This window comes from Ruegeria sp. CK1 (assembly GCF_056536545.1).
Genome location: NZ_JBQFPX010000008.1, coordinates 92,265 through 111,310 on the forward strand (window position 1 = coordinate 92,265; position 19,046 = coordinate 111,310).

At 54.1% G+C, this 19,046-nt stretch carries 26 protein-coding genes and 2 tRNA genes; 20 read left to right on the forward strand and 8 right to left on the reverse strand.

Annotated features, from left to right (window positions below; all coding sequences use genetic code 11):
* Positions 1–423 precede the first annotated feature (423 nt).
* The 4 genes from ACR0L3_RS16970 (at position 424) to ACR0L3_RS16985 (ending at position 2,713) form a co-directional block, all read left to right on the forward strand.
* Positions 424–849 (forward strand): hypothetical protein, encoded by a 426-nt coding sequence (locus tag ACR0L3_RS16970; RefSeq protein ID WP_480746936.1) that lies wholly within the window; start codon positions 424–426, stop codon positions 847–849.
* A complete protein-coding gene (locus ACR0L3_RS16975; RefSeq protein ID WP_480746937.1) occupies positions 849–1,589 on the forward strand; it encodes an SDR family NAD(P)-dependent oxidoreductase in 741 nt (246 codons plus the stop codon). The genes ACR0L3_RS16970 and ACR0L3_RS16975 overlap by 1 nt, the downstream gene beginning before the upstream one ends.
* 92 nt (positions 1,590–1,681) lie before the next feature.
* Positions 1,682–2,251, forward strand: a complete 570-nt coding sequence (locus ACR0L3_RS16980) for a TetR/AcrR family transcriptional regulator (RefSeq protein WP_480746938.1) — start codon at positions 1,682–1,684, stop codon at positions 2,249–2,251.
* Positions 2,252–2,512: 261 nt separating this feature from the next.
* Positions 2,513–2,713, forward strand: a complete 201-nt coding sequence (locus tag ACR0L3_RS16985) for a hypothetical protein (protein WP_480746939.1) — start codon at positions 2,513–2,515, stop codon at positions 2,711–2,713.
* Positions 2,714–2,770: 57 nt separating this feature from the next.
* Here ACR0L3_RS16985 and ACR0L3_RS16990 read toward each other — a convergent pair whose 3' ends face one another.
* Positions 2,771–2,911, reverse strand: a complete 141-nt coding sequence (locus ACR0L3_RS16990; RefSeq protein WP_480746993.1) for a DUF6538 domain-containing protein — start codon at positions 2,909–2,911, stop codon at positions 2,771–2,773.
* A 123-nt stretch (positions 2,912–3,034) separates the two neighbouring features.
* A tRNA-Thr gene (locus ACR0L3_RS16995) sits at positions 3,035–3,109 on the reverse strand.
* An 83-nt stretch (positions 3,110–3,192) separates the two neighbouring features.
* On the opposite strand from ACR0L3_RS16995, the gene ACR0L3_RS17000 reads away from it, so the two are divergent.
* The 9 genes from ACR0L3_RS17000 (at position 3,193) to ACR0L3_RS17040 (ending at position 9,228) form a co-directional block, all read left to right on the forward strand.
* The gene (locus ACR0L3_RS17000; RefSeq protein ID WP_480746940.1) at positions 3,193–3,348 is read left to right on the forward strand and encodes a hypothetical protein; all 156 of its coding nucleotides are present in this window, start codon (positions 3,193–3,195) and stop codon (positions 3,346–3,348) included.
* Positions 3,349–3,354: 6 nt separating this feature from the next.
* Complete coding sequence (gene murA / locus ACR0L3_RS17005; RefSeq protein WP_480746941.1) at positions 3,355–4,620, forward strand: UDP-N-acetylglucosamine 1-carboxyvinyltransferase; 1,266 nt, start codon at positions 3,355–3,357, stop codon at positions 4,618–4,620.
* A complete protein-coding gene (locus ACR0L3_RS17010) occupies positions 4,620–5,096 on the forward strand; it encodes a DUF2948 family protein (RefSeq protein WP_480746942.1) in 477 nt (158 codons plus the stop codon). The genes murA and ACR0L3_RS17010 overlap by 1 nt, the downstream gene beginning before the upstream one ends.
* Entirely contained in the window at positions 5,097–5,615 is a 519-nt protein-coding gene (locus tag ACR0L3_RS17015; protein WP_480746943.1) for a GNAT family N-acetyltransferase, read from the forward strand.
* A gap of 60 nt (positions 5,616–5,675) precedes the next feature.
* Entirely contained in the window at positions 5,676–6,977 is a 1,302-nt protein-coding gene (gene hisD / locus ACR0L3_RS17020; RefSeq protein WP_480746944.1) for a histidinol dehydrogenase, read from the forward strand.
* 328 nt (positions 6,978–7,305) lie between these two features.
* Positions 7,306–7,785, forward strand: coding sequence for a UPF0262 family protein (locus ACR0L3_RS17025; RefSeq protein WP_480746945.1), 480 nt, complete (start codon positions 7,306–7,308; stop codon positions 7,783–7,785).
* A gap of 3 nt (positions 7,786–7,788) precedes the next feature.
* Positions 7,789–8,241: an arsenate-mycothiol transferase ArsC gene (locus ACR0L3_RS17030; protein ID WP_480746946.1), complete on the forward strand. Its 453-nt coding sequence runs from the start codon at positions 7,789–7,791 to the stop codon at positions 8,239–8,241.
* 2 nt (positions 8,242–8,243) lie between these two features.
* Positions 8,244–8,642, forward strand: a complete 399-nt coding sequence (locus ACR0L3_RS17035; RefSeq protein ID WP_480746947.1) for a ketosteroid isomerase-related protein — start codon at positions 8,244–8,246, stop codon at positions 8,640–8,642.
* Positions 8,635–9,228, forward strand: a complete 594-nt coding sequence (locus ACR0L3_RS17040) for a GNAT family N-acetyltransferase (protein WP_480746948.1) — start codon at positions 8,635–8,637, stop codon at positions 9,226–9,228. The genes ACR0L3_RS17035 and ACR0L3_RS17040 overlap by 8 nt, the downstream gene beginning before the upstream one ends.
* A gap of 53 nt (positions 9,229–9,281) precedes the next feature.
* Here ACR0L3_RS17040 and ACR0L3_RS17045 read toward each other — a convergent pair whose 3' ends face one another.
* Positions 9,282–9,668 (reverse strand): ankyrin repeat domain-containing protein, encoded by a 387-nt coding sequence (locus ACR0L3_RS17045; RefSeq protein WP_480746950.1) that lies wholly within the window; start codon positions 9,666–9,668, stop codon positions 9,282–9,284.
* A 192-nt stretch (positions 9,669–9,860) separates the two neighbouring features.
* Between ACR0L3_RS17045 and ACR0L3_RS17050 the strand changes: the two genes are divergently transcribed.
* The 6 genes from ACR0L3_RS17050 (at position 9,861) to ACR0L3_RS17075 (ending at position 12,988) form a co-directional block, all read left to right on the forward strand.
* Complete coding sequence (locus ACR0L3_RS17050; RefSeq protein ID WP_480746951.1) at positions 9,861–10,736, forward strand: carbon-nitrogen hydrolase family protein; 876 nt, start codon at positions 9,861–9,863, stop codon at positions 10,734–10,736.
* A 91-nt stretch (positions 10,737–10,827) separates the two neighbouring features.
* The gene (gene infA, locus ACR0L3_RS17055; RefSeq protein WP_005978431.1) at positions 10,828–11,046 is read left to right on the forward strand and encodes a translation initiation factor IF-1; all 219 of its coding nucleotides are present in this window, start codon (positions 10,828–10,830) and stop codon (positions 11,044–11,046) included.
* An 11-nt stretch (positions 11,047–11,057) separates the two neighbouring features.
* The gene (locus tag ACR0L3_RS17060) at positions 11,058–11,636 is read left to right on the forward strand and encodes a Maf family protein (RefSeq protein WP_480746952.1); all 579 of its coding nucleotides are present in this window, start codon (positions 11,058–11,060) and stop codon (positions 11,634–11,636) included.
* Positions 11,633–12,655: a ribonuclease E/G gene (locus ACR0L3_RS17065; protein WP_480746953.1), complete on the forward strand. Its 1,023-nt coding sequence runs from the start codon at positions 11,633–11,635 to the stop codon at positions 12,653–12,655. Before ACR0L3_RS17060 ends, ACR0L3_RS17065 begins: the two co-directional genes overlap by 4 nt.
* Complete coding sequence (locus ACR0L3_RS17070; protein ID WP_480746954.1) at positions 12,652–12,834, forward strand: DNA gyrase inhibitor YacG; 183 nt, start codon at positions 12,652–12,654, stop codon at positions 12,832–12,834. The genes ACR0L3_RS17065 and ACR0L3_RS17070 overlap by 4 nt, the downstream gene beginning before the upstream one ends.
* A 79-nt stretch (positions 12,835–12,913) precedes the next feature.
* Positions 12,914–12,988: transfer RNA gene (locus ACR0L3_RS17075), tRNA-Phe, on the forward strand.
* 235 nt (positions 12,989–13,223) lie between these two features.
* On the opposite strand, the gene ACR0L3_RS17080 is transcribed toward ACR0L3_RS17075, so the two are convergent.
* From ACR0L3_RS17080 to ACR0L3_RS17100, 5 genes are read right to left on the reverse strand one after another with little or no spacing between them, the layout of a single operon-like run.
* Entirely contained in the window at positions 13,224–13,982 is a 759-nt protein-coding gene (locus tag ACR0L3_RS17080) for an SDR family NAD(P)-dependent oxidoreductase (protein ID WP_480746955.1), read from the reverse strand.
* A gap of 18 nt (positions 13,983–14,000) precedes the next feature.
* On the reverse strand, positions 14,001–14,822 hold the full coding sequence (locus ACR0L3_RS17085) for an ABC transporter permease (protein ID WP_010442232.1): 822 nt from the start codon (positions 14,820–14,822) through the stop codon (positions 14,001–14,003).
* 7 nt (positions 14,823–14,829) lie between these two features.
* On the reverse strand, positions 14,830–15,681 hold the full coding sequence (locus ACR0L3_RS17090; protein WP_480746956.1) for an ABC transporter permease: 852 nt from the start codon (positions 15,679–15,681) through the stop codon (positions 14,830–14,832).
* A 38-nt stretch (positions 15,682–15,719) separates the two neighbouring features.
* Complete coding sequence (locus ACR0L3_RS17095) at positions 15,720–16,883, reverse strand: ABC transporter substrate-binding protein (RefSeq protein WP_093962198.1); 1,164 nt, start codon at positions 16,881–16,883, stop codon at positions 15,720–15,722.
* Positions 16,884–16,917: 34 nt separating this feature from the next.
* A complete protein-coding gene (locus ACR0L3_RS17100) occupies positions 16,918–18,018 on the reverse strand; it encodes an ABC transporter ATP-binding protein (RefSeq protein ID WP_245218179.1) in 1,101 nt (366 codons plus the stop codon).
* Between the two features lie 153 nt (positions 18,019–18,171).
* On the opposite strand from ACR0L3_RS17100, the gene ACR0L3_RS17105 reads away from it, so the two are divergent.
* Positions 18,172–18,939 carry a helix-turn-helix transcriptional regulator gene (locus tag ACR0L3_RS17105; RefSeq protein ID WP_348539544.1) on the forward strand — a complete coding sequence of 256 codons (768 nt, stop codon included), beginning with the start codon at positions 18,172–18,174 and terminating at the stop codon, positions 18,937–18,939.
* Positions 18,940–19,046 lie beyond the last annotated feature (107 nt).

The following is a 19,046-nucleotide window of genomic DNA, read 5'->3' on the forward strand; positions in this document are numbered from 1 at the left end:
TGCGCGGCTATAATCTGCACATGCTAATGCAGCCGTAGTAAGCATTGCGGCAAAGCAAGGATAATGTCGTGATCCGCCGATTTTGCATGCGGTCGTAACGCCGACTAATGAGCCATGTTTCTTAATTGATGGGGAAAGCCTCACTTATTCCCCGGTATTGTCGCCCAATGCAGTGCCTGCTTTGGCTGGATTTTTAGTCTTTGCAAATTGTGAAATCTGTTCACTGGCTATTCAGCCCTTCAGATTCTGATGCTGAGTTTTGACTCCGAGGTCTGGGGTCGAAATCGCACGGGAAACTTTGCTTCACGTTCCCGAAAGTAATCATGCACATCAACCTGTTAAGCAAAAAATGCGAAAACTATCTTGAATTGTGGCCCGACTTCGTTATTTTCATATCGAACGTTATGAAAAGGAACTGTGACAATGTCTGACACTCTGGGTTGGGTCATTGAAGGCCAAACATTCGCCGACGGCAGCCACTACGCTGATTGGGAAAAAATTTACCAAGACGAAACGTGGCACTGGCAGTACGACACACATGAGATGACTTTTGCCATATTCAAGCATGATGGCCAGTACTGGAAGCTTTACCAAGCTAGATTTGTAAGACCGGGAGACACCGATTATTCCTACGGGTTTGGCGGTCAAGCCTGTCGGATGGTCGAGGTTGAGTACACTCAAAAAGCACGGTCGCCGCATTCGAACATGCCCAAGGATCAGGGTGTTCGCCAGTGGATCCGGACCTACGAATACGATCCAGAAATCATGACTGTGATCACTGAGGGTGAGACAAACCAAAAATACGGCGCGCCTTACACTTCGAAAAAAGGGATGAGGAGAGCGTCCTAGTGGACAAGCCTCTTTGCGTAATTACCGGCGTAGGTGATGCGACTGGCAGCGCGACCGTGCGAAAATTCGTTGAGCAGGGTTATCGCGTTGCCATGATCGCACGCAACGAGAAGCGCCTTAAAGCACTTGAGGGCGAGATCGATAGCGTTCACGCCTTCGTTTGCGATGTCTCAGACTTGGAGCAGTTTGAGGCATGCCTGGGGCGTATCGAAGCTGAATTGGGCTGTCCAAAGGTCCTTATTCACAACGCAGTGTCGCACAGCTTCGGTCGGTTCCGCGACTTGGAACCGCTCGATATTGAGAGAAACTTCCGCGTCAATACGACCGCACTCTTGATTTTCGCACGCTATTTTGCGGACAAGATTGTGTCGAATGGCGGTGGGTCGATCTTGGCTACCGGGAACACGGCTTCTCTGCGCGGCGTTCCAAACTATGCGTTGTTCGCTCCGACAAAGGCTGCTCAAAGAAGCCTGTGCGAGGCGCTGGCGCGTGATTTGGGGCCAGAAGGAATCCATGTCAGTTACCTGACTATTGATGCCGCAATTGATGTGAATTGGTTGGGCCTAGGCGATGAAGATCGACCAAGATGGCTAATACCACCGAAAGACTGGCCGCACGAGCGAGAAGACTTTTTCGCGCATCCTGACGGTATCGCCGAGGAGATTTATCACCTGACGCACCAGCATAAGACCACGTGGTCGTTTGAAACTACGATCCGCCCCTTTGCGGAAAAATGGTAACTTTGTTGCGGGTCTGGCGGTGCTGCCAGACCCCAACTGGAAGTTTCCTGGTCTAAGATGTAAGTGCGCATCAAAACCAACGGAATAGTGCCATGGGAAGACAAAAAGAATTTGATCCGGATAAAGCGGTTGAAGACGCGCTAGAGGTCTTTTGGCGCAAAGGCTACCACGATGCGTCTATTAAAGACCTAATCGCTGGTACTGGCGTCAATAACTACGGATTGTACTCTGTCTTTGGGTCGAAGCATGGATTGTTTCTGTCTGCATTCGAGCGGTACAATCAAGAAGTAACCAAGCCCCTCGTCAGTCAAATCTCAAAGCTGGAATCCAATGCGCAAGGTTTCCGGAAATTTTTGGATCTTGCCATGCGCCAACTGACCCCCAAGGGTGAACCACTTGGGTGTTTTGTGTGCAACTGCATGGTTGAGGTCACTGGGACAGATGAAGTGGCGGCAGAATTGGCTGCAAAAAACCGCAAACTTTTGACGGATGCCTTTTCTGATTTCTTGCGATCAGCGAAACCGAATTCGTCTGACGACGATAATGCTCGGAAGGCGGGACTGCTGGCAAACGGCATGTACACGCTTGGATTGCTGATCAGATCACGCAGCCCGAAAAAGGTTGTAGACGATCATATCGGGGGGCTTTGCGCGATAATCTGATCTGTTTGCGTAACGAAGCGCTTGTGAATGTGGCGCGCTGCAAATCCGCCTTGTGCATAAAAAATGGGGAATGCACACACGACCGTTGCGTTGGTGTTTGTTATGCCGATAGGCAGGGCATAGGAGCCGCTGTTATCGCCGCAGGACACGCTCTTGGTTGCGCTCGGTTTTCCGTTGGTCGATACAAACACCTAGAGACGCCAGCGGCCAAATCACGTCTCAGACGGGCTGGGTACTGTAGGTGGCAACGAGAAAGATAGAATGGAAAAAATTAGCTTAAAACGTGCGGCAAGTGTAGGTGCCTTGGCCGGGGTTGCACTCTTGGGGGCGCAAGTTGCCATAGGAAACACGCATGTAGATAACTTTTCAGCAGGTATCGCTCAGGCCATTGGAGCCTCCATAGGTGGGGCTTTCATGGTTTGTGTGGGGGCGGTGATAATCAACTTTATTCGCAAGTCGTAGTCGCGCCACTGGTCGTCACCGCTTCCCGAAAAACAGGTGGCAATTTAGCTGGTGAGATCAAACCGCTTTTGACGCTACTGCCGATCTAAGCCGCTCTTTCGCTTCTGCTGGTTCTCGGATGCGAAGCGATGTTGTTACCTCGGCTTTCCCAGTGAGTCGTGTCAAATCAGCCGGAACGCGCACCCGAAGGTAAAAAATACCGCTATTCTTGTCTTTGGTCGGTTAGGGCATTGTCAGGCTCACTGTGTAGGACTCCTGCATAGGAGTCGGGCGACGTAAGCCTTTGGTTTGGCGTAGTTTTCTAATGTGTACGGGGAAGCATGGTGCTGCTGGAGAGAATTGAACTCTCGACCTCTCCCTTACCAAGGGAGTGCTCTACCTCTGAGCTACAGCAGCGCTGTGGGCGGGTGATTAGACTCAAACGAAACGCGGCGCAAGGGTGTCTGGACGGTTTTTTTCACCTCCTGTAGAGAAAGATCATGACAGATAAAAATACACCAAAAAAACAAGGCAAATCCGCAGAGGCGCGCGAAGAGCGGCTGAAAGCTGCGTTGAAGTCGAATATGGCGCGGCGCAAGGCGCAGGCCAAAGCGCGAGCGGCGCAAACCGACAATGCCGATAAGGACGAGGGATAAGAGCAGATGGATTCGATTCTGGTAACGGGCAACGGTCCGTTGAACGGTCAGATACCGATAGCGGGCGCTAAGAACGCGTGTCTGACGCTGATGCCCGCAACCTTGCTGAGCGAAGAACCGCTGACGCTAACCAACGCGCCGCGGCTGAGCGACATCAAGACCATGACCGCATTGCTACAATCGCTTGGGGCCGAGGTTTCATCGTTGCAGGATGGGCAGGTTATCGCGATGTCCAGCCATAACCTGACAAGCCAGACGGCGGATTACGACATTGTGCGCAAGATGCGGGCGTCAAACTTGGTGCTGGGCCCATTGCTGGCAAGGTTTGGGCAAGCGGTGGTGTCTCTGCCCGGTGGTTGTGCGATTGGCGCACGCCCTATGGACTTGCACGTTGAGGGGCTTGAGGCACTGGGCGCAAAGATTGAGCTCAAAGACGGTTATCTGCATGCCGAGGCACCCGGGGGCCTGAAAGGCGCGGTGCATGAGATGCGATTTGCGTCCGTAGGCGCGACAGAAAACATTGTCATGGCGGCCACCCTGGCAAAAGGCACGACGGTTCTGAAGAACGCCGCGCGCGAACCCGAGATCGTCGATCTTGTCGAGTGCCTGCGTAAGATGGGGGCACAGATTTCGGGTGAGGGGACCTCAACCATCGAAATCCAAGGCGTCGACCGTCTAAATGGCGCGACCCATCAGGTTGTGACCGACAGGATTGAACTGGGGACGTATATGCTGGCCCCCGCCATCTGTGGTGGCGAAGTCGAGCTGCTGGGCGGTCGCATGTCGCTGGTTGAATCCTTTGCGCAAAAGCTGGACGCTGCGGGTGTTAGCGTGTCGGAAACCGACAGCGGCTTGAAGGTGGCCCGCAAAAATGGGCGTTTAACGTCGGTGGATGTGGTGACTGAACCGTTCCCCGGTTTTCCGACGGACCTGCAGGCGCAAATGATGGCATTGATGTGCACGGCCGAAGGAACCGCAGTTCTGGAAGAACGCATTTTTGAAAACCGGTTCATGCACGCCCCTGAACTGGTGCGCATGGGCGCGAATATCGAAGTGCACGGAGGCACGGCCACAGTCACGGGCGTAGAGCGTTTAAAGGGTGCACCTGTAATGGCGACAGACTTGCGGGCTTCGGTGTCGTTGATACTGGCCGGGTTGGCAGCCGAAGGGGAAACGACTGTAAGCAGGGTCTATCATCTGGACCGCGGATATGAGCATGTGGTGCGCAAGCTGGAAGGTGTGGGTGCCAAAATCGAACGGATCAAGAGCTAATGACTGACGCAAGTTTTCACGATGGGCGCGAAGCCCCGCTGAACCTGGGGGCCGAGGATGCAGATGATCTGCAGGTGATCTCGACCTTGACGCAGGATGCCGTGTTTCCGATTACCGAGATGACCTGGCACCCGTCGCAGCGGCGGTTCGGCCTGTTGTTGAACCGTTTCCGTTGGGAAGATAAGGACGCGGCCACCCGCCGCGACCGCCCCTTTGAACGCGTGCAATCCGTGCTGGTATTCGATTCAGTTCTGTCCGTGGCCAGCCAAGGTATCGACCGCAGCGACAAGGACATGGTGATGTCGCTTTTGTCTGTTGATTTTGAGGCCGGTGAGGATGGTGCAGGGCAAATTCTGCTGACCTTGGCGGGAGATGGGGCCATTCGGCTAAAGGTCGAAGCGTTGGATGCAACGCTCAAAGATGTCACGCGCCCTTATCAGGCCACATCAGGTCAAGCCCCACATCATCCTGAATAGATGCAAAACAAGCGTGGCATATCTCAGGTGTTCTCAAAAACCCCGGCCCAAGTAACGCTGCGACGCGCTACTGTCTTTGATGTGTTTGACCTAAGCCGGGTGCTGATCCGTTCGATCACTCAGCTTTGCGTCGCGGATCACAATAATGATCCTCAGGCTATCGCGCAGTGGACCTTGAACAAAGATCCTGAGACGATCCGGGTCTGGATCACTGGTGGCGCGCACATCTGGCTGGCAGAACGTGCTGGGCAGATAGCCGCCGTTGGAGGCCTGCGCAACGAAGAAATCACGCTGCTTTATATCGACCCGGATCACACAGGCCACGGTATCGGAGCTGATTTGCTGGACCGGATGGAGCGAGAGATGGTTGCAGCCGGTTACTCAGATCTCCATTTGGAAGCGACCCGAACCGCCCAGGGCTTTTATGAGCGTCACGGGTGGAAGTTGACAGGCCAATGCGGCGCGCGTGGTGACGTCTCCTGTTTCGCGATGCGCAAATCGCTACAACCCAAGGACTAAGGGTTGAGGCCAATCCCAGTGGACGATATGTCCCCGTGAAACGCTCCGGAGTGCCTGACAATGCCCGTTTTCCTCGAAACAACGTCGCCAGAGTTCGAAGCAGCCTTTCAGGCGCTGCTGTCGGCCAAGCGCGAAGATAGCCCGGACGTGGATGCCACCGTGGCGCAGATCCTCGAGGATGTGCGCCTTCGCGGTGATGCCGCTGTCATTGAATTGACCGCTAAATTCGACCGGCTTGAGTTGACGCCTGAAACACTGGCTTTCTCGGCTGAAGAGATTGATGCTGCGATTGCTCAGGTTTCGGACACGGACCGCAACGCATTGGAACTGGCTGCTGTCCGCATCCGTGCGTATCACGAAAAGCAGATGCCTGAAGATCATCAATGGACCGATGCAACTGGGGCGATGCTTGGCTGGCGATGGTCAGCTGTGTCCGCAGCTGGGCTGTATGTACCGGGTGGGTTGGCCTCGTACCCATCGTCGGTTTTGATGAACGCGATCCCGGCCAAGGTCGCGGGTGTTGCGCGGCTAGCAATCGTAGTGCCTACGCCAGATGGAAATGTGAACCCGTTGGTTTTGCTCGCTGCGCGACTGTCGGGCGTAGACGAGATCTATCGCATTGGTGGGGCTCAGGCGATTGCCGCGTTGGCGTACGGTACCGAAACGATCAAGCCGGTGGATAAGATTACCGGTCCGGGCAACGCCTTTGTTGCGGCTGCCAAACGCCGGGTTTTCGGCAAGGTCGGCATCGACATGATTGCTGGACCGTCCGAGATATTGGTGATTGCTGACAAGGACAACGATCCCGATTGGATCGCATTGGATTTGCTTAGCCAAGCCGAGCATGACGAAAGCGCGCAGTCGATACTCATCACCGACGACGCGGCGTTTGGATCGGCCGTGTCTCAGGCGATCGAAGCACGTTTGGAAACCTTGCAACGGCGCGCCATCGCTGGTGCAAGCTGGCGCGATTTTGGGGCCGTCATCACTGTGCGCGATCTGGACGAGGCCGCCGCTTTGTCGAACCGTATTGCGCCTGAACATCTGGAGTTGTGCGTTGCCGACCCGATAACGCTCAGCGAAAAAACCGTCCACGCAGGTGCGATCTTCTTGGGCCAGTACACGCCAGAAGCAATTGGAGATTATGTCGGCGGCCCTAACCACGTGTTGCCCACTGCACGTTCGGCACGGTTTTCTTCCGGTCTCAGCGTTATGGATTTTCTCAAGCGAACAACGCTCAGTCAGATGACGCCCGAAGCACTGCGCGCGATTGGTCCCGCAGCTGAGCAACTGGCGCAGTCGGAAAGTTTGGAAGCACATGGTTTGTCTGTTGGGGCGCGGCTGAAACGTTTAAATGATTAAGCATTCGGGTACTCGACCCGTTCAAAAAAGCAGCGCCGCTTATCTTGGTTTATAGAAGCTCGCCACGTTCACGCAATTTGTGGAATGATCCTGACATTTCGAAACTGGATCGGCCCGGGTGGCAGGCGTTATGTTGAATCATTTATGCGGCTTGTGGCTTCGGCGAATTCTGAAGCAACGCAAAGCTTTAAATCGGGCTTGTTGCTTGATCATTTGCTGAAAAAATACTGGATTGACCCGAGCGTGCAGTCGATCGAATGCATTCCCAGATTGTTCATTTTTTTTGGTTGGGTTAAGTCTGTCCCAACCTCAACGGACTGCACACAACATGAGCCGCATTTCACATATCGAACTGGATGATCGAAACCTGCCCCCGCCGACCCCCGAGATCGAGCAGGAGCGCAAGGTTGCCATCTATGATTTGTTGGAAGAGAACAGCTTTACCCTACCTCAACGGGGTGACCGTACTGTGCCAGAAGGGCCGTATCATTTGCAGTTGTCGATCAGAGACAAACGTTTAGTTTTTGACATCGCGACCGAGGCTGAAGAAAAAGCTGCTGAGTTTCATTTGTCGTTAGGGCCGTTCCGGCAAGTGGTCAAAGACTACTTCCAAATCTGCGAAAGCTATTTTGACGCGGTCAAGTCTTTGCCGCCCAGCCAAATCGAGACCATAGATATGGCGCGACGCGGTATCCACAACGAGGGCAGCCGTGTTCTACAGGAGCGGCTTGAAGGAAAGGCGGATATTGACACTGACACCTCCCGCCGTCTGTTCACGCTGATTTGCGTGCTGCACTTCGGGGGGTGACGGGTGACGCCTCTGCCGCAGTCGGTCCTGTTTTGTTGCGACCACAACTCGGTTCGGTCTCCGATGGCCGAAGGCATTATGAAAAAATTCTATGGCACCGGCACTTATGTTCAGTCCGCTGGTGTGCATAACGACCTTGAGATCGACGGGTTTTGTATCACAGTCTGTCACGAGATCGGCGTTGAGCTGTCGCGCCACCGATCGCGGTCTTTCGATGAAATGCAGGAATGGGGTGACGACCTCAGCTCGTTCGATCTGATCGTTGCGTTATCGCCAGCCAGTCAGCGTAAAGCTTTGGAACTGACCCGTATTTTTCACCTAGATGTCGATTATTGGCCAATAATGGACCCTACCGGACTAGGTGAGAACCGCGAACAAAAGCTACATCACTACCGACAGACCCGCGATCAGATTATCAAACATCTAAAAGACCGCTGGGGCGAACCTACGGAGTGACCATGAACCAGACCGTAAAAACCTATTTCAATGCGTTCAATGCGGGCGACATTGAGACCATGCTGGCCTGTTTGTCGGATGACGTGGCCCATCACGTAAATGAGGGCCAGATTCGTGTCGGCAAAGAGCAGTTTGCAGCGTTTTGCGCCCATATGGATCGTTGCTACCGCGAAAACTTGACCGGCATCGTCGTGTTTGAGGCCGAAGGCGGCACGCGCGCAGCGGCTGAATTCACCGTGAACGGCACCTACCTGGAAACCGACGAAGGTTTGCCAGAGGCCCACGGACAAAGCTATTGTTTACCCGCAGGGTCGTTCTTTGATCTGAAGGACGGTAAAATCACCCGTGTGACTACCTTCTACAACTTAGCCGATTGGACCAAACAGGTGTCTGGTGACTAAGATTACTGCCGTCCGCCCCGTGATCGGAGCGGCGCTGGAGGCCGCTCTGGACGATGTTGCGCGCCTGCGGATCGAAGTGTTTCGGGCGTGGCCGTATCTCTACGATGGTGATCTGGAATACGAGCGGAAATACCTACAATCTTATCGTGACAGCAACAAAGCGATCGTGGTCGGGGCGTTTGAAGGCGACACTTTGGTCGGCGCGTCAACCGGGGCGCCTTTGACCGATCACGCCGACGATTTTGCTACTGCCTTCGACGGCTCTGGGCTTGACCTGTCCGAAATCTTTTACTGCGCAGAATCCGTATTGCTGCCACGTTATCGCGGACAAGGCGTTGGGCATAAATTCTTCGACTTGCGCGAGGCCCACGCCCGCAGCCTTGGCTTTACCAAATGCGCTTTCTGCGGTGTTCAACGTCCAACGAACCACCCGATGCGACCGGAAAACTACAGACCGTTGGATGCCTTTTGGCGCGCGCGGGGTTACGCGCCTTTACCCGGTGTGATCGCACAGTTTTCGTGGAAGGACATCGGTCAAGAGGGCGAGACACTTAAGCCGTTGCAGTTCTGGATCAGGGACCTGTGAAAGCACAGGCCGTCACGTCAACAAACCGCAGCGGTAAGCGAACCATCAATCGTTCAGTAGTTTTTGAACAAGCGCAGAACATCTCCGCCTAGCTGTTCTGCCAAGTCTTGAGGAGTTTGCCCAAATTCTGACTCACAAGACGTGTGAGCTCCAGCTTTTAACAATACCTCGATTGCAGCAAGGTTCTGCTTTTTCACTGCGATATGAAGAGGCGTTTCGGACATATCACCAGCTTCGTTTACTTCGGCACCTGCTTCAATAAGCTGCATGATGGCGTAGGTGTTGTCGCGCCACAGCATCACGTGCAGCGGCGTGTCGCCGTCAGCATCGCGACTGTGAATTGTCACGGGCGCCTTGCCCATTTTGTCCGGAAACAGCGAATCCGAGCACGAGGCGAGGATTTCTTCCAGTGTTTCCCGCGTCTTTGGTTTTTTTGCCATTTTGGCATTCCTGTTGGTCTGTTTTGTTTCGGAAGCTCACTTCGGTGAATTCAGACAAGCATTTGGGATACTTTGCATATTTGCGTGTTAGGTAAAACAGTGTTTTGGGCATACTGCGGTGCCGTTGGGCTGTACAGGCTGAGGGTGAACCTTTTAAGGTCGCCCGAGCAGATCACAATTGGAAACGCCGCCATGAGAGTCGCGACCGCCGCCTACAATCTGGACTGGCTCGATAGCTGGGCACAGTATGAGGACAAGCTGAACCATTGGGTGTCTGATGCCGCAGGGCAGGGGACCGATCTTTTGGTGTTTCCCGAATACGGTGCGATGGAATTATCGACGTTGGATGGGGCCGAAGTGGCAGCTGATCTGGAGAATTCGATCCGGGCAGTTTCAGATCGGATGGGTGACGCTCAGTCCCTGCATCAGCGTTTAGCGCAGGAATACAACCTTTACATTCTTGGGTCATCCGCCCCGGTTTTGGAGGGTTCGGGGCGTCCAGTGAATCGCGCCGCTCTCTACGCGCCGGATGGTCGTCAAAACCATCAGGACAAGCAGATCATGACTCGGTTCGAGCGCGAAGACTGGGACATTGCGCCGGGCGGTCCGCTAAAGCTTTTCGATACCGCGTTGGGTAAAATAGGTGTTCTGATTTGCTATGACAGCGAATTCCCCCTGCTGGGCCGTGCCCTACAGGATGCCGATCTGATCCTTGTGCCTTCTTGCACCGAGGCACTAGCCGGCTATTGGCGGGTTCGCATCGGAGCGATGTCGCGAGCGTTGGAAAATCAATGTGTTACGGTGATGGCATCTCTGGTCGGCAACTATGAATGGTCCGAAGCCGTGGACATGAATACTGGCACTGGCGGTATTTTCGGTCCGCCCGACAAAGGTTTTCCTGCGACCGGAGTATTTGCTGAGGGCACCTTGAATCAGTCTGGATGGACCTATGCCGATATTGACCTTTCGGCAATTGCCGAGGTTCGCGTGGACGGGAACGTGCTGAACCGAACCCATTGGGAGGAGCAATCCCCCAGAGTCAATTCAGTCACAATATCCCGGCTTTAGGTGATTCTGGCCTTGAAATAAGCCCAAAATAAGCTCATTTAAGCGCACATCCTCGCAGATTCTGCGAGCGTAACGTAATGATGGAGACAACATGGCCAAGGAAGATACGCTCGAATTTCCCGGTGTCGTGAAGGAACTCCTGCCTAATGCGACGTTTCGGGTCGAGCTGGAAAACGGCCATGAGATCATCGCACATACGGCAGGCAAGATGCGCAAAAACCGCATCCGTGTTCTGGCCGGCGACAAAGTTCAGGTCGAGATGACCCCTTATGATCTGACCAAGGGTCGGATCAACTACCGCTTTAAGTAACGCCTGCCGTAATGGCGTTTATCTTAGGATCGGGCAGCCCAAGGCGGCTGGACCTGCTGTCGCAGCTTGGCGTGCAGCCCGATGCCATACGCGCCCCAGATATTGACGAAACGCCATTGAAGGGCGAACTTCCGGTGCCCTATTGCAGCCGCATAACGCGTGCAAAGGTGCAAGCGGTTCAGGCAGATAGCGACGATGTCACCTTGTGTGCGGACACCACCGTTGCACTTGGTCGCCGCATTTTGGGAAAACCCGAAAACGCAGGCCAGGCCGCTGAATTCCTGCATGCCCTGTCCGGTCGACGGCACCGCGTGATTACGTCGGTGGCCGTGCGGCGCGGCGATCAGGTGCTGCAACGCGACGTGGTTTCGCGGGTCAAGGTCAAGCGGCTGTCGGATGTTGAGATCAACGCCTATCTGGCGACTGGAGATTGGCAGGGCAAAGCGGGTGCCTACGCCATTCAAGGTTCGGCTGGGGCCTTCATCCCATGGATATCCGGCTCGTTCACCGGCATTGTTGGCCTGCCCCTTTCGGAAACAGCCGCTCTTTTGCAGGGAATCGGTTATCCTTTATATCGTGAGGTATCATGAAGGGTCGCACAATCGTTCTGGATCATATCGAAAATCGCGAAGCGGCCGCCTTGATGGTGGATGGTAAGTTGGACGATTTCTTGATCGCTTCAGACGCTCCTGCTCCGGGCACAATCTATCGCGCCCGCGCCGACCGTCCGGTTAAAGGGCAGGGCGGCATGTTCTTGACCACACCGGATGGCCCTGCCTTTCTGCGTCAAGTCAAGGGGCTTGCCCCCGGCGCCATGTTGCTGGTGCAGGTCACAGGCTATGCCGAGCCAGGCAAGGCGCTGCCGGTCACCGATCGGATTCTGTTCAAAAGCCGCTACGCAATCGTTACGCCTGATGCGCCCGGTCTGAATATCTCACGATCTATCCGTGACGAAGACGAGCGTGATCGCCTTTTGGAAATCGCGCATGAATGCATGGACGGCAGCACCCACGGATTGATCCTACGCTCTTGTTGTCTGGGTGAGGATGCGGGCGAGATTGCCGAGGACATCAGCGCCATGCTGGCTCATGCCGATCAGGTCGTCAACGACGCCGGCACTGAACCTGAACTTTTGCTTGAAGGCGACGGCCCCCACGTTCTGGCTTGGCGCGACTGGACCGATCCGGCTGAGGTTGTGACAAAAGCCGGAGGCTTCGAAGAGCAAGGAGTACTTGATGCGCTGGACGTGGCGCGCGGGATCTCCGAGCCGCTGTCGGGCGGAGGTCACCTGTATATCCAACCCACGCGTGCGTTGATTGCTGTGGACGTTAACACTGGTTCTGATACGTCCCTCGCTGCCGGCACAAAAGCAAATTTCGCATGCGCCAAAGCGTTGGCCCGTGCGCTGCGCGTGCGCGGCCTTGGGGGGCAGGTCACGCTGGATCTTGCCCCTATGCCAAAGAAGGATCGACGCGGGTTCGAATCCGCTCTGCGCGCTGGTTTCAAGGCCGATGGGATTGAGACTACGCTGGTCGGCTGGACTCCGCTGGGGCATTACGAATTGCAGCGCAAACGCGGCCGCGTTCCTTTGGCGGAGGTGTTGAAATGAGTTGCCCTATCTGTGGTGAAGAAACCGTGACCAAGTTCCGCCCATTCTGTTCGAAACGTTGCGCTGACATCGATCTGGCCAAGTGGCTAAACGGATCATATGCCGTTCCATCGCAGCGCGAAGAGGACCTGGATAGCGAGTCCAACGAGGGTAATATCGAGCAATCGCGCCCGCATTGAAAAAATGTAAAAAAGCCTCTGGACACTGCTTGATGCAAGTCATAGAAGGCCTCCACCCAACGATAAACATCGTTCCCGTGCCCGGGTAGCTCAGGGGTAGAGCAGTGGATTGAAAATCCTCGTGTCGGTGGTTCGATTCCGCCCCCGGGCACCATTTAAATTAAACAAAAACAGATACTTATCGCATTCCGCGCGTTCAACGCGAAGCGCGTTTTCGCGTTTGGGTGACAATTTGGGTGACAGCTGACGAGTTTTGCACCTGGTTTTCTTGTAAGCAGACATTGATGGACACCGCAGCGAAGGACTGCTCGGAGCCCAAAGCGGACTTAAATGTGCTCGCCAAAATGAATTGCGGCGATAGACATTCTCTTGAGCGGTCTAACCCATCACTAAATGCATTCACCGCCATCGATAACCAGGGCTTGCCCCGTCATAAAAGCGGATTCATCTGAAGCTAAATAGACGATCCCATGGCCAATCTCTTCAACTGTCGCCCATCGACTCATGGGGATCGCCTGCTCGATGTAGCTTTCCAGTTTGGCACGGCCTCCCATCTGCTTTTCGAAGCCTGCATTGAAAGGGGTGTCTACAAATCCTGGACATAGGGCATTGAAACGGATTGCATGGACAGCGTAGTCGGCTGCCATCTGCCGGACCATCGCAACAGCAGCGTGCTTTGTAGTCGCATAGGCGATCATACCCCGGTCATATTGAACCCCAGAATTGGAGGCCGTGACGATCACGCTGCCTCCACCTTGTGATTTCATATGGGCGACGGCTGCACGCGCGGCAATGAAGTGAGCGCGGACATTCAATGCCCAAGAAGCATCCATTCCATCTGGTTCCACTTCTTCCAGCGTTCCTTCGATCTGCAACCCAGCGTGAGAGTGCAACACGTCAAGCCGACCGAAGTTTTTAACTGCTTCGTCTATGGTTCTGGTAAGGGCATCGTCATCGGTCACATCAAGCTGTATGGCAGATGCTTGATTTCCCTGCGCTACGATCGCGGCCACAGTGACTTCAGCAAGGGTTGCATCGCGATCGGTTACCACAACATGCGCACCCTCTTGTGCCATTGCCATTGAACCCGCCCGACCAATTCCTGATCCCGCGCCCGTCACGAGCGCGACCTTACCTGCAAGCCGCATGTCACTTGGCTCCTTTATTTAATTATTCGATTTTGAGGCGCCTCGGCGCAAAAGCAGCTGCGCTGCTACGAGCAACAAGAGCGACGCGCCCATAACCATAGTGCCGATGGCATTGATCTCGGGTGTTACGCCGCGCCGGATGGATGAGAATATGTAGATTGGCAGGGTTGTTTCTGAGCCAGCTACGAAGAACGCGATGATGAAATCATCAAATGAGAAAGTGAAGCTGAGCAGGAAGCCTGCCAAAATTGCCGGTGCTATCAACGGCAGGGTCACCTGTCGAAAGGTGCCCCAGGGCGTCGCAAAGAGGTCAGCCGAAGCTTCCATGAGCGCGCGGTCCATACCCGATAGCCTTGCACGTACGATGATTATGACCAGCGCCATTGTGAACATGGTGTGTGCGGCGACAAGCGTGGGCATCCCCATGGAAAGTTGCGGGGGATTTGCTCCATCGGGCCATAGGCTTGCAAGAAGCGGGTTTAGCCAGCCGAATACGGTGACCAGGGCAATGAGTGTCGCGATGCCGATGACGATACCGGGTATCATTATTGCAATATAAATCATCGCATCAAACAAAGTTCGGAGCCATCCCTTAACCCCTTGTAAAGCGATGGCCGCCATGGTTCCGAGAGTGGATGCGAGGCAAGCAGTTATGAATGCCGCAAGCAGACTGGTCTCGAGCGCGTCCATTACAAATGGGTTGTTCAGCGCTTTACCATACCATTGAGTCGAGAACCCCATGAACTGGCTTGCGTGTCGTCCGGCATTAAAGCTGAAAAGCGCGATGATGCCGATTGGAATATAGAGAAAAAGGTAGACGCAAATCGCGTATAAGCGCATCGGACCCTCACATCAGCGAGACATCTTCGCGCTGGCCACCCAGGCGCGAGACGAATTTCATGTAAATTGAGACAGTGACAAGCATTACGACAACCAGAGTCATTGCGACCGCCGATCCGTACGCCCAGTTCCGAGACTGCAGGAACAGGTCCACCAGCGCATTTCCGACGAAAAAGACCTTTCCGCCGCCCAAGATCGCTGGGATCAGAAACTCGCCCATCAGCAAGATGAAGACCAGCATGCAGCCAGTTGCGATACCAGGTACCGACAAAGGAAGTGTCACCTGACGGAACGTACGCCATGGGGTAGAGCCGAGATCAGCCGATGCTTCCAGAAGGCGTTTATCCAGTTTGTCTAAGCTTACAAAAATCGGGAAAACCATCAGAGGTAGATACCCATAGACAATCCCGACAAGCACAGCGAACGGCGTATTTATCAGGCGGATATCATCGATGCCGATCGACTCCAGTAAAGCGGGCAAGCCACGCCCCCCAAGGATGAAAATCCAAGCGTATGACCGGATCAGGATCGATGTCCAGAACGGCACGATCACTAGGATCAACAGCGAAGTTCTCCACTTTGGTGAACAACGCACCGCAAGAAAGTAGGCGAGCGGGTAGGCAATTACCAACGCAGCGATAGTCCCCAGAGGTGCAAGGATCAAAGTGTTCTTAAACGCCGTCCATCGCGCAGGAAGGTTGGCATATTGTTCCAACGTGAACGCTGGAACGTAGCCTCCGGCGGCACCCCGTTCGCCAAAGGAAAAGACGAAGACGACCAGCAGAGGAAGGGCTAGCATTACCAAAAGCCATATTCCTGCTGGAGCCAGCAACAGTGCTTTTCTGCCTCGTTCGGTCATTTTGTCCTCGTCTTTTCCGATATTGGCGGCCTTGCCGCTTAGGCCGACTTGAAGCGGGCGAGCAACTCGGCACGGTTTGGATCGGTTAGTGTAGCCGCCGCGCCGAACTCGAGTGCATTCAGAAGGTCAGCTGCCGGATAAAGGATCGGATCTTCCAGTAGTTCCTTCGGCAGCAACGCATTGGTGCGAGCATCAGCCGATGGATAGCCGTGAGCGAGGACTTCTTTCGCATTAACTTCCGGGTTCAGCAGGAAGTCGATCAAGGCATAAGCGGCATCCATATGGGGTGCGCCCTTAGGAATAGCGTAGTAGTCGGACCAGAGCTCACCGCCCTCAGTTCCCAGAACGTAGGCGATTTCAGGCATGTCGACATTCATCTGCTTGCCGTCACCTGTCCAGCACATTGTCATCCAGGCGTCACCGTTACGCATCGGTGGCTGATAATCCGACGAGATTGCAAACAGATGCGGTTTGGCATCCAGCAACAATTTCTCGGCATCCGCCAGTTCCTTCTCATCGACCGAGTTGAAGGAGTAGCCGAAGTATTTCAGGGCATTACCGATGGTGGTGAGTTGGTAATCATGCACCATTGTCCGGCCTGAGTAACCTTCCATAGTAAGGTCCCAGAACTCTTTCCATGTGGTTGGAGTCGGAGCGCCGTCAAGCTTGCTGGTGTTCACTGCAAAGCCAGTCGTGCCCCAGTTTTTTGGCACCGCGTAAAGCTGGCCATCGACAGAACCGGCATCGGAAAAGCGCTGTTCGAATGAACCTGCGTCGTAGTTTGGCAGTTTGGACGTATCGAGCGGGATGATCAGATCTTCACCCACATACGTAGTGATCGTGTAGTTGGTTGGAACGAAAACGTCCCAGCCAGACCCTCCAGCCTGTAGTTTTGCCAACATCTCTTCGTTCGAGCCAAAAACATTGACCTGAACATGGGCGCCAGTGGCTTCCGTGAAGGCTTCGAAGTTCATCTCGTCATGGTAGTTCGGCCATGTGGCGAGGATCACTCGGTCGCCAATGTCCCCGGCAGCAAATGCCGGGCGTGGACGCAACCCAGGAATGGCCGTGCCCAGAACGGCCGTTGCCATCCCAAGACCTGTCACGCCTAAGAAATGTCGCCGTGTAACCGAACCCTTTTGGTACCGGCGAAGCTCTTCCATGAACTTTTGCTTGGAAATAGTCCCATTATCCTTGGTCATTGTGAACCTCTCTGTTGTTGGATTGCGGGATTTGTTATTTTTCCAGGATCAGCAGTGCGCCTTCGCCCCATGAAACAAAGGCCTGCTCTCCTGCATTGAACGTCCCCTCGTTCAATTCCGCTTGCCTTGGCACAAGTACGTGGAAATCACCCAGTGCTTCGTTGCGCGCAAGGTATTCTGTGTGCTCCCCAAGGAAGATCCGATTTTGAATGGTAACTGGCAGAGCGATTTCAGCTGTGGGTAGCGCGCGGGTCAGCGTGATCTGTTCAGGACGGATACTAACGCACACTTCCTGCCCTGCATCTATTGGAATCTCCGGAGTTCCGCGCACCTTTTGGCCACTCGCTAAACGCACAGTGATTTGGTCGGCTGCTGAGTCAGTCACAGTTGCATCAAAGAAATTTGAGGTGCCTACAAATCCAGCCACGTAGCGGCTGCGGGGCATGTCATAGAGTTCGCGTGGGCTGCCAACCTGCACAATACTGCCGCCTTCCATCACACAAATTCGGTCGGACATTGAAAGCGCTTCTTCTTGGTCGTGCGTGACGAGGACAAAAGTTATTCCCAGTTGTCGTTGCAGGTTCTGCAGTTCAAACTGCATTTCTTTTCGAAGCTTTCGATCCAGAGCAGCCATTGGTTCATCAAGCAGCAAAAGCTTGGGCTCGTTTACGATCGCACGCGCCAAAGCGACGCGTTGCTGCTGACCACCAGACATCTCCCAGATGCGACGTGGGCCAAACCCACCAAGACGGACAGTTTCCAGCGCTTGCTCAACCTTTGTCGCGATTGTTTGTTTGTCTACGCGTGGTCGTTGTTGGCGCAGGCCGTACGCGATGTTGTCGAACACGCTTAGGTGAGGAAAAAGAGCATAGTGCTGAAACACCATGTTGACTGGGCGATGGTGCGCATCCAAGTCGTTGACGACTTCTCCATCGAGCAACACCTGACCTTCGGTTGGCTTCTCGAAACCTGCCAACATTCTAAGCGCAGTGGTTTTGCCGCAACCAGATGGGCCTAAGAACGACAGGAACTCTCCTTTCCCAATGGAAAGATTCAGGTCTTTGGCGGCGACCACATTCCCGAAGGTCTTGGTCACTCCTCGGAGTTCCGCAATCGTCTGCATGGTGACGCTCATGTCAAAGCTCATATACTGCCGTTTTCCTTTTGCTTGATTTTTTGGCATTTGTTGGCATACCACTCAAACAAGGAAAAAGTAACAATAACTCGGAATAACTGTATATACCACAATTGGGGTATAGAGGTGCTTTTCGAAAATCTGGAGCGGCGCGTGTACGATTGGATGGAAGAGGCCGGCAGGGTCGTGGAGAAGATCGGAACCCCAGAATTTCCATGTGCTTTGGCAGATGGCTTGCGGCAGGTCGCACCATTCGATTTTACGGTGGTGTTTGGCCATGTCGGAACCGAAGCGCCTATAGACCTTCACGACGATTTTCCCAAAAGCAAACGGCGTATTTTTGTTGAGGATTACCAAGCAGGGCCCTACGTACTTGATCCATTTTTTTTGGCCGCGACAAAACCGATAACACCGGGTCTGTACCGCATGCGCGATATCGCACCGGACAGGTTCTATCAGGGCGAATACTATCGCAGCTATTACAAAAGGACTGGGTTAGCAGAGGAGATTGGCTACTTTATCGATATCCCGAGCACTGGGATGGTTGTGGTCTCGCTCATGCGATCAGTGAAGCCTTTTTCAGCCAAGGAAATTCGTCATTTGCACGCTCTATGGCCGCTCGTTCGGGCAGCCTGTTGCAAACATTGGAGTGACTTTCCAACACTGGCCCGCGGCGCCGCAGCGAATGGCGTTAGTCGTCGCGTCGATCTTGCTTTCCAGGCATTTGGCGATGGCGTTCTGACACCACGAGAACGCGAAGTCGTTGAGTTCACGTTGAAGGGCCATTCGGCAGAAGCTGTCGGCACAATTCTCGGCATCTCTCCAGGCACAGTCCGCATCCACAGACGCAACATTTACGCGAAACTTAGGATCAATTCGCAGGGTGAGCTTTTTTCAAAGTTCATTGAAAAGGCACTTTAAAAGGTTCCTTGAACACCCACTTTATCCGTTTTGCCGACCTTGCTACCTTGTGACCCGGAAAACACCAAACATTTGGACGGCACTGTCTGATAGCCAAGGAACCCAAA